This window comes from Chamaesiphon sp. VAR_48_metabat_135_sub, from assembly GCF_031418915.1.
GTDB lineage: Bacteria > Cyanobacteriota > Cyanobacteriia > Cyanobacteriales > Chamaesiphonaceae > Chamaesiphon.
The window spans coordinates 1-14,416 of the sequence record NZ_JANOJV010000184.1 but is presented as its reverse complement, the minus strand read 5'-3'; the positions used below and the strand labels follow the sequence as shown (position 1 = coordinate 14,416).

Annotated in this window: 13 protein-coding genes and 1 pseudogene; 8 read left to right on the top strand and 6 right to left on the bottom strand. The window is 40.8% G+C overall.

All coding sequences use genetic code 11. The features are described 5' to 3' along the window. Positions 1-93, top strand: a pseudogene (locus tag RMO55_RS22275) (pentapeptide repeat-containing protein); the annotation flags it as partial. A gap of 191 nt (positions 94-284) precedes the next feature. Here the strand turns inward: RMO55_RS22275 and dnaG are convergent. From dnaG to RMO55_RS13470, 5 genes are all read right to left on the bottom strand, one after another. Next, positions 285-2,249: a DNA primase gene (gene dnaG, locus RMO55_RS13490; RefSeq protein WP_310427279.1), complete on the bottom strand. Its 1,965-nt coding sequence runs from the start codon at positions 2,247-2,249 to the stop codon at positions 285-287. 280 nt (positions 2,250-2,529) lie between these two features. Then, positions 2,530-3,594 carry a cobalamin biosynthesis protein CobW gene (gene cobW, locus RMO55_RS13485; protein ID WP_310427277.1) on the bottom strand — a complete coding sequence of 355 codons (1,065 nt, stop codon included), beginning with the start codon at positions 3,592-3,594 and terminating at the stop codon, positions 2,530-2,532. A 112-nt stretch (positions 3,595-3,706) separates the two neighbouring features. Beyond that, on the bottom strand, positions 3,707-4,615 hold the full coding sequence (locus RMO55_RS13480) for a TIGR01777 family oxidoreductase (protein ID WP_310427276.1): 909 nt from the start codon (positions 4,613-4,615) through the stop codon (positions 3,707-3,709). A 123-nt stretch (positions 4,616-4,738) separates the two neighbouring features. Next, positions 4,739-5,728 (bottom strand): PDZ domain-containing protein, encoded by a 990-nt coding sequence (locus tag RMO55_RS13475; RefSeq protein ID WP_310427275.1) that lies wholly within the window; start codon positions 5,726-5,728, stop codon positions 4,739-4,741. 41 nt (positions 5,729-5,769) lie between these two features. Next, positions 5,770-6,510, bottom strand: a complete 741-nt coding sequence (locus RMO55_RS13470; protein WP_310427274.1) for a hypothetical protein — start codon at positions 6,508-6,510, stop codon at positions 5,770-5,772. Between the two features lie 187 nt (positions 6,511-6,697). On the opposite strand from RMO55_RS13470, the gene RMO55_RS13465 reads away from it, so the two are divergent. From RMO55_RS13465 to RMO55_RS13455, 3 genes are all read left to right on the top strand, one after another. Next, positions 6,698-7,096 carry a glycine-rich domain-containing protein-like gene (locus RMO55_RS13465; protein ID WP_310427273.1) on the top strand — a complete coding sequence of 133 codons (399 nt, stop codon included), beginning with the start codon at positions 6,698-6,700 and terminating at the stop codon, positions 7,094-7,096. A 163-nt stretch (positions 7,097-7,259) separates the two neighbouring features. Continuing rightward, on the top strand, positions 7,260-7,418 hold the full coding sequence (locus RMO55_RS13460; protein WP_310427271.1) for a hypothetical protein: 159 nt from the start codon (positions 7,260-7,262) through the stop codon (positions 7,416-7,418). Positions 7,419-7,484: 66 nt separating this feature from the next. Continuing rightward, the gene (locus RMO55_RS13455; protein WP_310427269.1) at positions 7,485-8,303 is read left to right on the top strand and encodes a methyltransferase domain-containing protein; all 819 of its coding nucleotides are present in this window, start codon (positions 7,485-7,487) and stop codon (positions 8,301-8,303) included. Positions 8,304-8,611: 308 nt separating this feature from the next. Here RMO55_RS13455 and RMO55_RS13450 read toward each other — a convergent pair whose 3' ends face one another. Continuing rightward, a complete protein-coding gene (locus tag RMO55_RS13450; protein ID WP_310427267.1) occupies positions 8,612-10,897 on the bottom strand; it encodes an NB-ARC domain-containing protein in 2,286 nt (761 codons plus the stop codon). A gap of 283 nt (positions 10,898-11,180) precedes the next feature. Here RMO55_RS13450 and RMO55_RS13445 point away from each other — a divergent pair, with 283 nt between their 5' ends. The 4 genes from RMO55_RS13445 to RMO55_RS13430 all read left to right on the top strand — a co-directional run bounded on the left by RMO55_RS13445 (position 11,181) and on the right by RMO55_RS13430 (position 13,681). Continuing rightward, positions 11,181-11,507 carry a hypothetical protein gene (locus RMO55_RS13445; protein ID WP_310427265.1) on the top strand — a complete coding sequence of 109 codons (327 nt, stop codon included), beginning with the start codon at positions 11,181-11,183 and terminating at the stop codon, positions 11,505-11,507. Positions 11,508-11,682: 175 nt separating this feature from the next. Beyond that, positions 11,683-12,063, top strand: coding sequence for a hypothetical protein (locus tag RMO55_RS13440; RefSeq protein WP_310427264.1), 381 nt, complete (start codon positions 11,683-11,685; stop codon positions 12,061-12,063). A gap of 4 nt (positions 12,064-12,067) precedes the next feature. Beyond that, positions 12,068-12,529 (top strand): hypothetical protein, encoded by a 462-nt coding sequence (locus RMO55_RS13435; protein ID WP_310427263.1) that lies wholly within the window; start codon positions 12,068-12,070, stop codon positions 12,527-12,529. 27 nt (positions 12,530-12,556) lie between these two features. Then, complete coding sequence (locus RMO55_RS13430) at positions 12,557-13,681, top strand: ATP-binding protein (protein ID WP_310427261.1); 1,125 nt, start codon at positions 12,557-12,559, stop codon at positions 13,679-13,681. The last annotated feature ends 735 nt before the right edge of the window (positions 13,682-14,416 follow it).

Here is a 14,416-nt window from a genome sequence, read left to right as displayed (position 1 = left end):
CGAAAAGATATCAAAATGAAGTTATGTAAGGTTGCCAAAGGAACTAATCCAACGACAGGTAGAGATACTAGAGAAACGCTGGAATGTAGTTGACAATTGATAGTTGATAGTTATAGTAGTACTGCTAGATCCCCGACTTCTTCAAGAAGTCGGGGATCTGTCCTCACCAGCTTGGTAGTTGCTATAAATCTTTTTTAGTTTTATAAAGATATCAGATCGTCGATCGTAATATGCCGCTGTTTTGCTAGTTCTTGGAGTCGCTGTTGAGTTGTCATAAATAGTTGTTAGTATTCAACTTTTTTGGCTAAATCTTCTGGCTCTTTACTCTGTAATTTAGTTAAATAGTATTTACGCTTTTGTTCGCAGGCAAATTTTTCCAGACAGGCAATAGCAGCACGTAAAACTAATGGCGAACGCTGAATTTCTTCGGCGGTATGTTCGTCGAGATTAAATAAATGTTTGATCTGATTAGCTCTAGCTGGATGTTCTGTCATCGAATCCTGCAACTTAGCAATTAATCGATCGTCTAAATAATCAATTTCTTCTGGTGGTAAATCTTGTTTGTGACTTAATGAAGATCGATAGATAATCTGTTCCCATAAGAAGCTATGATGTGCTAATGTAAACGCAAGGTTTGCAGAGTCTAACGCATCGATAATTGTCAATCGATGCATGGGATAGTGAAGGTAAATTCGCAGAACTAAACCTTCGGCTTGTTCGATTAATCGTTGATGGGGATGAATACTAATTGGAGCTATCTCTTCTACCCACGCTTGGGTATCACTTTCAATTGGCTCGTCATATTCTATTGTTGCTGACGAATATTTAGATTGATTCGATTGACTAAATTTATTTACAGGTAAATTACCGCCACCAACTTTTTGTTCTGGAAGTGGCTTTAGTCCCTTAATTGCTGTCTGTAAATTCTCAAATAAGAGCGGTACCATCCGTGCATCGCCAACACTTAATATCCCTGCCGATTTTTGAAGATAATGAGTGCGGGTAGTTACATCGGTGATATTTTGCAGCAGTTTAACGATCTTTTGGGTAGCGGCTTGATATTGCTCTGCTTGGGTGAGATCCTGATGCTCGATAGCTTTATCAATTTGCCAATCCAACCATAGTGGGGCGCGATCTAATAAACCTAAATAATCTGACTGACTATTGTTTTTTAAAAACTCATCGGCATCTTTTCCCGTCGGTAAATTGAGGATGCGTAACTGTAATTGTCCTTGATAAGCAAGCTCTGCAATTTCCCCTATCGCCCGTTCTGCGGCGATATTACCCGCTTTGTCGGCATCAAAATTCAGGATGATTTGTTTAGATTCGGTAAACTTAGCTAACTGTTTGACTTGAGCTAAACTTAACGCCGTACCTAGTGCAGCGACTGCACTATTAATTCCTACCGCATGGAGAGCGATGACATCAAAATAACCTTCGACAACTACCGCTCGATCAGTTTTACTAATACTATCTTTAGCTCGATCGAGTCCATATAAAGTGTTACCTTTATCGAATAATTCTGTCTCTGGCGAGTTAAGATATTTGGGCTGTTCGTCGCTCAAAGTTCGACCGCCAAAACCAATTACTCTACCGCGCAAATCACGAATCGGAATCATCAATCGATCGCGAAATCTGTCATAATAACTAGAGCCATCCTTCCGCGCAATAATTAATCCGGCTGCAACGATCGATTGGGGTGGAAAATGTTTTTGCTCGATTAAATAGTTTGCTAAAGTTTCCCATCCAGATGGAGCATAGCCGAGTTGAAAATCCTGAATTGTTTCATCGCTAAAGGCTCGATCGATCTTGAGATACGATAAAGCTTTTTCCCCCTGGGACTGGTTTAATGCGTGCTGATAAAAGTTAGCAGTTATCGCCAGAATTTCATACAATTGCTCCCGCTGAGACAATTTTCGCTGCAATTCCTGACGTTGTTCCGGCTCCAATGTCTGCACCGGAACTTGATATCGCCGCGCTAAATCTAATACCACTTCGGTAAAAGATTGCTTCCCCAATTCCATCAGAAAATTAATCGCACTTCCCCCCGCCTGACAACCAAAACAGTAATAAACCTGCTTAGTCGGACTGACGGAGAAACTCGGCGATTTCTCTTGATGAAACGGACAGGAACCTAAATAATCCTTACCCCGTTTTTTGAGCACGACATGTTCGCCCACCACATCGACAATATCGACTTTAGCTTTAACGTCTTCGATCGTATCTGGATGTAAACGGGGAATATTCATCAATTAGTGAATAGTGGATGGTGAAATAAAAGTGAATAGCTAATTCAATTAAAAGATAGTGAATAAATATCGTAGAGTGGGCATTGCCTACTATAGATTTAATGTAATTAAAGAACTCTAATCAATTATTTTGCAACGTACGATCGATCGAAATTATTATCGATTATTTCAGGACGATCGCTAGCAAAAATATTTATTAAATATACTCAATACTTATCTAGTTCAATCGATAATATATTGGTGGGCAGTGCCCACCCTACTCATATTGTATCGATTTTATCTATTTTATCAAATTAGCTGCAACTCGATCTGATAAAGCATTAGCGATCGATTCAGGATCGATCGAGTGTCCGATAAATACTAGTTTAGTCTCTCGTCGCTCATCTGTGCGCCAAGGTCGGTCGTAAAATTGCTCGAACCGATTGCCAACGCCTTGAATAACTAGGCGCATCGGTTTATTGGGTACAGCGACGAATCCCTTGATGCGATAGATTTCTTGTGTGGCGACAAGAAGTTCTAATTTCTGGCGTAATTGTTCGGGGTCAAATTCGCGATCGATAATTAGATTAATCGAGTTAATATCATCATCATGATCGTGTTCTGCTTCCGTGTCGTGATGACTGGGACGATCGTCCAGATGGTCTTCTACTGCGGCATTCAATCCTAAAATTGTATTTGCATCCACGATACCGCGATCGCTAGTAATAATTTTGACCGATCGTGGGAGTTCTTGGTTAATTAGATCGATCGTTTGTTGATATTGTAATGGATTCACCAGATCGGCTTTATTTAAAATTACCAAGTCCGCACAAGCCAACTGATCTTCAAATAACTCCTGCAAAGGAGTTTCATGATCTAGATTCTCATCCGACAGCCTGAGTGCGTCTACAGCCACCGGATCGCTGGCAAACCGCCCATCGGCCACCGCATCGCAATCAACCACCGTAATCACCGCATCTACCGTCGCTGCGGTGCGAATTTCTGGCCACCGGAAGGCGGTAATTAGCGGCTTGGGCAGTGCCAAACCGGAAGTTTCGATTAAGATGCAGTCAATGTCATCCCTCCGTGCAATTAAAGCCTGCATCGTCGGCAGAAATTCCTCCTGTACCGTACAGCACAAGCAACCATTAGTTAGCTCGACAATATTGTTGGGTATTTCAACCTCATCATCGGGGCAGACTTGACAAGAGCGCAACAGTTCGCCATCGATGCCCAGTTCCCCAAATTCATTGACGATTACGGCAATGCGTCGCCCTTGATTGTGCGTGAGTAAATGTCGAATCAGGGTGGTTTTGCCACTACCCAGAAATCCGGTAATGACGGTAACGGGAATTTTTTTGGCCATGTTAAATTAATTGAGAATTGAGAATTGAGAATTGAGAATTGGGTTGTTAACGTCAGTATTTCAGTAGGGGTAATTCATGAATTACCCCTACTTCGTTGGCGGAGCTGATAATTTAACCTAAAATTTCAGCTAATGCGGGTTTGAGGGTGGGATATTGAAATTCAAAGCCCCGACTTAGGGTTTGAGTAGGCATGACTTGCTGTCCTTGTAATACGACGATCGCACCTTCACCTAGTAGAGCTTCGAGGGCAAAATTGGGCACGGGGAGCCAAGAGGGACGATTCATGACGGTACCGAGGGTGTGGGCAAAATCTGTCATCGTCACGGGATTGGGGGCTGTCGCATTGTAGACACCCTGCATTTGAGTATCCGTAAGTGCGGCAATTATCAATTTGACGACATCATCGCGGTGAATCCAGGAAAACCATTGATTCCCACTGCCGATCGGTCCGCCGACAAAGGCATTAAAGGGTGCTAGCATTTTACCCAAGGCACCACCATTTTCACCTAAGACGATTCCCAGGCGCAGGACAACGACACGGGTACCATTCGCACTCGCCGCTTGGGCGGCTGTTTCCCAGGCGGTACACACTTGGGCGAGGAAATCCGTCCCAGCGGGACTAGTTTCATCAAATTTAGCAGTCTCGCTCGTGCCATAGTAGCCGATCGCGGAGGCATTAATTAGGACTGGGGGTTTGCTGGTGGCTAACGAGATTGCTTCGACAATTTTCTGGGTGCCAATCTGCCGACTCTCCATCATCACTCGCTTCTGAGCTGGTGTCCACCGTTTTTCCGCAATTGGTTCGCCAGCCAAATTAATGACCGCATCGCAGCCAGAGATCGACTCTTGCCAGTCTCCCGATTTGAGAGGATTGTAGCCAACTACCTGAGCTTGCGGAAAGCGTTTGCTTGCCTGTTGGGGACTCCGAGTCAGAATTAGTACTTGGTGTCCCTGTGCTTGGAGTTGTTCGACTAACCGACTGCCAACAAATCCAGTAGCTCCCGCGATCGCAATCTTCATGCTGTCTTTACATTGATACTTATTATTTTAGATTTTCGCACTTATATGGGAGATTTTCTACCGGAATCGATCGCCATTGAGATCATTGAGGCTATTGTGCTGCTGGAAAACCAAATAGTACACCTAAATACCAACAAACTGAATGCCCAAGGATTTGCCATCAATAGCAATCGTTGCTCTAGTAAAGTAGCCTTCAGGCTGAAGTCGGATGTAAGTGAGAATTGGCTTGGCATCGTCGGCGATGGCGGTAAGTACCGCAGCCATTTCGTTGGGATTAGTAATTGGTTTCCGATCGCAATCAGTGATGATATCACCGACAATTATGCCTGCTTGCTGGGCTAATTCGCCCGCAGACACTTGGTAAATATAAATTCCGCCGATCGCATCTAATTCGGCAATTTGCCTCGTGAAAGCTTTGGCGGTGGCGACATATTGACGAGTCGGGGGTTCGGCATCGGGAAACATTTTCCCATATTTATCGTAGGCATCGATCGCTTCTTCAATTCTATCAAATTGGCGGAGCACAACAGCTTTGCCAACCACTTCTGCTTGGGTATCTGTCGGATGTATTTCTAACAGTTTGTTGAGATCTGCATATTCTTGAAATTTACGATCGAGTAAGGTTTGGGCATTCAAAGTTAAAGTTTCACGATCTAAGAATAGTTGTTCCTCAATTTTAACTTTTTTGGCTAGAAGTAGATTTAATTCTATTTGACTAGGGATTGCGCGAGGTTCTAAGTGTTTGAGATTTTTAATAATTAATTCTTGGTCTACTAGTTTAACATTTAGCTGCTTTGAGATTGATAAACCTGTTAGATAAGCGATCGCTGACATGTTTTCTACCTTGCAAGCCGCTAAAGTAATTTTGTTTTGATATTGTTCTAAGTAGCTGGGATCGTTGAAGTCTCGATCGCTCAAAGATTCGTGGAGCAATTTTAATAAGCTTTCGGTACTATCTTCAACATATAATATATAGTTATCCCATGCTTTTAATCTGTGCAAATCGAGATCCTTGATCTCTGTATGTTGAAGATAGAGCCAATTAAGTAAATCTTTTTTCAAGGGACGACTATTAAATGCTTGGCGCAGGAAAGTAGCACTATTTTGCCACATAAGTCTCTTGTAGCCATTGTTGACATTTTTCAATATTGGAGCTATTCGACTTCGGAGATTGCTGTGTTTGATTTCAAAAAAAAATCTGGAGCTAAAGCTTCATGAATGAGATCTAATCTCGCATCCATATTCTGAATATTATTCAGAATGTCCATTTTTAAAACTTCTTTAGTTTGTTCGGCTATCTTCGCAGAGTTGTCAGATAGATGATTGTTAAAAGTTACATTGCCAAAATTATTACCAACATTCTGATTGCCAGTAATAGTACACGATCCTGGCAAGCTAGACTTACCGATATCATCAGTTTTGCTGTCTTCTACTGGTTCTGGATTATTTGGTGGTGATGTAGAGGATTCAGATGTTTGTTTTGTCTGCTTAGTCAAATCCCATAGCTGCCGAAATTCCGAGAGATTTTTTTCGATCGAACGGCGATCCCACAAAGTTAAACTAAAATGCCATTCATCCGATCCTTGCGTCTTAATTCGATGATCTTCTAAAATCTCCAATTTTTCTGCTAATACCTGGAGATCGTGCTTTAAATTTTCTTTAGCGCGTTCGGCATATTTATTGTCAGTAAATTCTAGTAGAAATTCTAATTTACTATAAACCATCAACTTAGGTCTATTAACATCTTTATTCGTCCATTTAACTGTTACATTATTTTCCAATATTCGAGCTAGAGATTCAGTTGTCTCGAATCGATGATTAGCATAATCCAGCAAATTTTGCAACAATTTCTCTAAACGATTAAAGGAAGTATCGCTTTGGGTTATTTTTGGCATAGAGTTAATTGATGATGCGATCGATATTTTTGTGAATCGAACTTGAGGAATTCCCGATCGAGCTGCAATTCCCTCTGTCTGTAAGTCATATTTTACAATAGTTCTAGTCAGAATTGCAGCGAATTTGCTTCAGGAATTGTTCCGCTGATAGCCTGTGGCAATTGTTTAGATCTATTTTGAGGAACTTATGTCACAATTGACCATAGCTCAGAAACAGAATTTTATTGAACGGCTGAATGAGATTGACTTTGGACCGATCGCCTTTAAATTGATGAATCCAGAAGATGGTACGGTTTTGTCGATTGAGCGAGTGACGATCGCGATCGAGCAATATCGTCAATTTCTATTATTAAACTATTTATACCCAGAACGGGCGATTGTCCCTTCTCAAATTATAGATAAAGTTTGGCACACGCATATTTTGGATACCGCCAAATATCGGGAAGATTGTCAGATACTGTTTGATCGATTTATGGATCATTGGCCCTATTTTGGCATAACTGATGCTGCCGATCGACAATCGCTGAATACCGCGTTTAGTGAAACTCAAATATTGTGGATGCAGCATTTTGGGGAAAAGATGTAGGGAATTCCTTAGTCACAATCGATTCCCTAGTCTGGAACCTAGTTATCACCAGGATTATCGGATCGATCTCTAAATTTGCTTCAGGAATCATTCCCTATTTATTGTGAGTTCATCAGGTTAATCGCCTGACTCAATTCTATTTACTTTAGGAGCAAACCTAATTATGTCTACTCAAAATAACAGTATCGAAACCACCGCAGCATTTTGCTTTTTTGCAGAGGCTAAAAATGCGAGTTTCTGCCTCTTCCGTCAAAATGCTAGCCAACAACGTCCCAGTGTTCTACTCCAACTTAAAGATCTGACTAAAACTGTTGAGATTTAAGATTTGAGTCGCAGATCCCCGACTTCTTCGAGAAGTCGGGGATCTATATATTATTGAGGTGAAAAAATGCCAGATTTAGATGGTTCTTATACTTTCGATCGATTCACCGTCACTAGCCAAGAGCGAGAAATGGCTAGATTACAACACCAAGCTACTTTATTATTGCCGATCGAGTCACGGATTTGGACGTTAGCCGGATTGCATAGCGGGATGCAGGTCGTCGATATCGGCTGTGGGGCAGGTATAATTAGTGGGGCGATCGCCCGCAAGATTCCGCATGGTAAAGTATGGGGGATCGATCGAAGTACCGCGCTCTTGAATGCTGCGGCTAAGTTTCCAGCCTCACAGCAAATTCCCAATCTGAGTTTTATCCCTGGGGATGTGTACGATCTCCCGCTACCAGATAGCACGATCGATTTTGTGTATGGGCGGTTGTTATTTCAGCATTTAACCTCACCATTGCGGGCGTTGGCTCAAATCGATCGAATACTCAAACCAGGCGGTACGATCTGTTTGGTAGATGTGGTAGATAATTGGTTTACGATCGATCCCGAACCCCCAGCTTTTACAGCATTGCGCCAGCGATTATTGCCCATTCAACGAGTGCAAGGGGGCGATCCTCAAGTTGGGGGTAAATTGGGAAATTACTTGTCTACGGCGGGATTTGGGAAGATTGAGACGCGAGTAGAGGTAGTGACGAGCGATCGATTGGGTGGAATTGACAGATTTTTGGAGTTATTATCGTTTGGGAATCCTTATCACTCGATCGATCCTGACTTAGAGCCGTTAGTTGTATCCGCTCGTCAAGCGACAGCCGAATTAGCGACGTTACCCCATGCGTGGGCGGCGTTTGGACTATTCGTGACAACAGGGCGTAAATTTTAACAATGAATGGATGCGTATAATTGCGCCGTTTCCAGTTGAAACGCTGGTGCTTAGTCATCAACCGCCCGTAGATGAATCACGGTGCTCATAGCTAAAGTCCACTTAAGTGGACTTAAACACTAGCCCGCACTTCAGTCGCGGGTGGTTGAAGACTAAGCGCCAGGGTTCTAGATTTTATTCCCTCACAATTAATCCACCCTACTGGATGTTATTTGTGGGGTAGGGCGGGTTTTGTTTGGAGAGATCGTTACGATCGAAATCGATTGCATAAACAAAGCCAACTACAGATCATCTCCCAAGACGAATTTTTATTGTTTGGCTGTAAATTGCATTTTGGCAAATTCTCCGGCTTGCTGATGCATATTTAACTGCTGGAATTTCTCGATCGCTAGTTGCCGCCATTTCATCCATTCATCATAATTTTCTTGTTTCTGGCTTAACATTGCTAGATAAGCATAACAAATAGCAATCGGACGAGCATCTTTATTTTCTATCAGTCGATCGAGCGACTGTAACAGTAAAATTTTTGCTCGATCGAATTCACCTTTCGTCATCAGTATTTTGGCAAGTCCACCTTGATTCAAAACGGTTAGTCGTTGATGACTCTCAGACTGGGCTAACGCCAAGGATGTTTGATACAAAGATTCTGATAAGTCTGCATTATTAAGACCAAATTCGACTTGAGCTTGATGGTATTTTATCTGAGCTAAATTTAGATTGGATAAATCGTTGGATAAATTAAGCGCATCTTCCAACCATTTTTTAGCTAAAGCAAAGCTGTCTGGAGTTTGCTGGCAAATCTCCAAAGCAGCAATATGATTTACAAGATTGAATCTGTCATTAAAATCAACTCCCAACTCCCAAGCAGCTAAAGCTAAATCTCTCGCCTTGCCCTGCCGATCGGTTTCATCGATACAAGCAATCGTCAAACTTTGATGATATAGTGCTAAAGCTAAAGTTTCTCGATCGGCTTGCAGTTCCGCCCCTTTAATTAACCATTCCAACCATTGTTTTCGCTCTTGCCAACGACCGCGAAATAGCGTAAATCCTTTTAATGAGTTCCAAAAATCTATACATTGTTGGTAGAGATGAGGCGAACTATAAAAACACCAGTCTACCACCGCAGCGAGGTTATTCCATTCCAGTTCTAGCGATCGATAGTCTTGCCAATCATGCCAATTACTCTCGTCAAATTCCTTGACAAATTTGTCATAATACCATTGCATCCAGAGCTGGCGTAAATGATTGGTAGTTGCTGGTTGGGAAATGAGAATATTATTGAGATAGGCACGAACAACTGGGTGCAATGTATAGCGATCTTGCTCAACGGAAATAATTAGAGATAAATCTAGTAATTGCTCAATCGACCGATCGAATCCAGTCGTAATTTTAGTTAATTTAGTCAGCTTAATTAATGCCTCCCTCGGAGCTGAATCGGGAAATAAAGCGATCGCCTGAATAATTTGATATCCCCAATCTGGTCGATTTTGTCTCAATTGTTTGATCGATTGCTCCAAACAGTAATCTAATAAATTTTGAGGATAAGGATTGCTACTAAAAAATCGTTCTAGATCCCGTACATCTCTACCTGGAATCGCGACTAAACCAACTGTAAACTCGATCGCGAGTGGTAATCCTCCAGTATATTTGACAATGAGATCGATCTGGCGATCGGTTAATTTACACTGACGTTTTCGCAAGCGATCTCTAATTAATTTTTCCGCATCTGTTGGGGCTAAAAATTGTAACTCATAGAGATGATAATTTCGATCGAATACCTGCCGACTCCCCACCAAAATTCGCGTAGATGCAGGTAAGCGATGAATTGCTTGCCTCAGAGCATAGTAATTTTCATCCGTATCAAAATTGTCAAAGATTAATAACGTCCGATATTGCTGCAATAATTGACAAAGACAATCGTGTAAATGGTCGTAATTTGACTCATCCCCCGTGGTAGAAATACTCCCATACATCAATTCACCGCGATCGAATGTATTAAAGATCTGACGGTAGATATCTACCAGCGTCCGTTGAGCGGGTAAAGCAATTCGCCGATTATTAATTATCCCTTCTGTCTGAGCCGAAATATAGACGATCGCGTCGAATTTTATCGCCCCATCCAAACAGCGATTAGCTACTTCTAATAGTGTCGTCGTCTTCCCACAACCGCCAATTCCTTTCACCCAAATTAGATTATACTTGTCGATCGATTTGAGCAGTCGATCGATATCACCTTCACGCCCGATCGGTTGACGGCAATGATGGATTGGTAAATTATTAAACTGCGTCCTGATTTCTGCTATCTTTGTTACTATTTCGTCTTTATATTCGGGATTCCAGATCTGTGGATATCGATCGAATAATGCCTGTAAATCCTGAAAACTATTGACGCTAAATTGCGTGTAAACGTCTGAGAGATATTGACGAACTGTATTCTTACTAATCTCCAATGACGCGGCTACCTCCGCATTTGTCAAACCTTGGAGCCGATACCTGATGAGCTGAAATCGAGTACTATCTTTGGAATACTGGCGAATAAACTCCCGATAAGATCGATCGAAATCTTCCTCAGACATTAGCTCTGCATCGTTCATGAAAGTTTACATCGCCTTATCGATAGTATTGTTGTATGTATATAGAGCTAAAGTGATTAGCATCACTGGTATCTAGCGATCCTAATTATACGATCGATGCCTGCAAATATACACTACCTGTATACTCTCAAATGTTAGTTGTTGCTTATAGACTAGGGGCATGAATCGAAATAGATTCAGGGTGGTTCGGTGCGATAACACAATGTGGCGAAAACGACGCTATTTAATTCGCACTTATTTCTTCTAAGTCAAATGTGTTAATTATCGATCGTAGAGAGGAATCATGCGTAAACATAAAAATATTGTCAACACTGCTATTAGCCTGTCAATTGTTTTAAGCTCAATCAGTTTTTACTATCCTGCCCAAGCTGGTTCACCAGTCGGATATATTCTGCGTGAAGCAAGCGAACAAGTTTCTAAATTAAAGCATACAAAGACTATAGATATGGGAATTATGAAAGGTGCTGCATCTGAAGCAACACATCTTGTTCCAGCATCTGTTGTACGTAACGAGTATCGCACGTTGAGATTACCTAGTGGAGCTTTAATTCACTTGTGTCATGACGTAATGTCTAATGGTAATCGTAGCGATGAGTATTCTTGTCAATAATTTGGATCTCCTGACATTATGGTGACAACTTAAAATTATCGTTCGCGAAGCCCTTGCTTGGATAGGGCTTTGCATTAATACTGGCAACTAATCGATCTCTACTCCCAATTCTACCCTATAAAAATAGGAGCAGTCTCATTTTTATTTCAACCGCTCACAATCAATTATTTTAAATATGATCTGGAATATATTCGGATACTTATTAAAACAACAAGACCGCTTCACTGATTCCATAAAAAGTGGATTAACTCCTCTTGGTGTATTATTGGAAGAACAATTAGCCCCCATCGAGTTCAAGCAAGAATTGACATACGAGGAAGCTATAGGATACTTCAAAAAAAAAGAGTTTCAAAACAATCCAAAATTACGAAAGGCTGCTCTGATCAGGCAGAAACATGAGAAAGGCTACGAATTGACACAGGTATTTTTAGATCCAGATAACAACATCATCTATGACGCAGATGGAAACCTTTATGGTCGCTCTATAATCGTGGGCAAAATTGATGATGAATTGTCTGAATTATTTGAAGATGAAAATTTGATTATTTTGGTGTAAAAAAATGGAACCAGTCAGTCTTATCGCAATTGGCGCATATCATCTTTTCCAATTCATTGCAGCTAATGGGATCATAGCGGGTGCAGGAGCATTACTGACCGCGACACTAGTGATCTGTACTATGCTCTGGATCTCAGAATTTTTAAACTGGTTTAGAAATACTCTGCGTAACATCAATGCCAGCCAGAAAAACAATAATGTTAATGTAGCAATGGTATCAGCTACCATTGGTAAAATTAGTCAAATGTCTGCTAGCAAGACAGTTAATGCTGGATTATCATTGGGTGGAGGCTTGGAGTTAATGAAAGCAGGAGAACGTAAAAACTATGAAGAAACTTATATAGTTCAATTAATTAAAGACTCACGCACAGGAGAGGTGTTCGAGGTAAACCCAATTAAATTTGAAGATTTAGATGAAGAATTACTAGATGCTCATCGATCTGATGCTATAGTTCTCTGGACATAGAATATAAAATAATGAAATTGAAAAAATATGAACTCTCAACTTCCCCTAAATCTTCAGGTTGTTGGTATTCCTGGAAATACACCTCCAGAACTGGAAATTATTTCTCGAACTAGACTAGTAAATGTAGCTCAAAAGCTAATTAAGGAGATGGGCTTAGACACAATCAATCTTTACGTTGGAAACCCATCTAATTTATCTAGTGGAAATGATAAATCATCTACATCATTTAGCTTTGTCAACAAAAAAAAGGACGAGCGTGATTCATCAACTGAAGACCGTAGTGATAGATACAAGCCTACAAATCCAATATTTGATTTCGATCGATTAATCGTGCCTGAGAAGGTAAAAGATGATTTATTATTAGCAATCGATCTGATTGACTTAGAATTTAAAGTCTTTGATACATGGAATTTACGGAGTATAGAACCTTTCCCTCGAACATCACTAAATTTTTATGGGCCACCAGGTACTGGAAAAACTTTAGCTGCTCATGCGATTGCTTCAAAAGTCAATCGTAAAATCTTGGTTGCTAGTTATGCTCAAATTGAAAGTATGTATCATGGTGAAGGTCCTAAAAATGTTGAAGCAATTTTTATGGCTGCGGAAAGAGAGAATGCGGTACTTTTTATAGATGAAGCTGATTCTTTGCTATCCAAAAGACTAACAAACGTGACGCAAGGATCTGAACAAGCTATTAACTCGATGCGGAGTCAATTACTCATCTGCCTAGAAAAATTCAAAGGAATTGTAATATTTGCTACTAATCTTGTTGAAAACTACGACAAAGCTTTTGAAACAAGAGTACGAAATATCCATTTCCCAATGCCAGATCGAGATTGTCGTCGAGAAATTTGGCGACGACATATTCCCGATCGAATGCCCATAGCAGAGAATGTTGATACGATGACGGCAACACTTGCTGATGTGGAAGATGTTTGTGGTAGAGACATCAGAAATGCTCTAATTGATGCCGCATTACGAGCTGCCAGAAAAGGAAAAGAATATATTGAAACGAGTGACATCGTTAGTTCGATAGAACGTATTAAAGAATCACGAATTACTGTCAAAAAGGAATTTCGCAAACCATCTACTGAAGCAGAAGAAGATTTAGCTAAAAAGTTAAATGAAAGCTTGAAAGGAATCAAGTTATAGAGATTTCCAAAAACAAATTAAAATAGCCATGAAAACAAAAAATATTTTGCAACCAACTCTTATCAGATCGATCTTCAAAATTCATCAAAATCAAAAAAACTCACGCTGTGGGTATGGAGCCTGTTCATCTAGTGGCTGCAATTGTCGAGCTTACGAAGGGAATGGTAGTACTTGTGGAAACTGTGGACATAATTACGATAGACATTGGTAGGGTGTTTGATTCGATCGATCTAAAATTACATAAGATTGTAGGGGCGGGTTTATGCTAGTCAGTCCAAATTTGCACCATTAAATACCGAACGAACCCGCCCAACCCCACGAGCAACGCTCGATTATCAGTGAAGAATCGGCAAAATATTTTGAATTTGGAATTGCTGTGAGATATTCACCACTTAGCTTTAAATTATGGCGATCGATCTAACCGCTCGAATTTACCGATATAATCATGCGGAGACAGCCCACTTCCCTATAGAATCCATTTGATATCTTCTAGTGGGGGAGGGCGGGTTTTGCTGGAAGATGATGGTGTTAGACGACAATTGTTAGCATAAACCCGCCCCTACAGATTCATGAATTCATACATATACATTTTCATATGTATAGTTCTGTTGTTATACCTGCTTACTATCGGATTTTTGAGCTACGAGGCAATGCTTGGCTCGTGAAAACTTCCGAGGTATTTTACAATCCTAGTTCTCTTCCTTTTGATGCCAATGATATCGAATCAAATTTCGG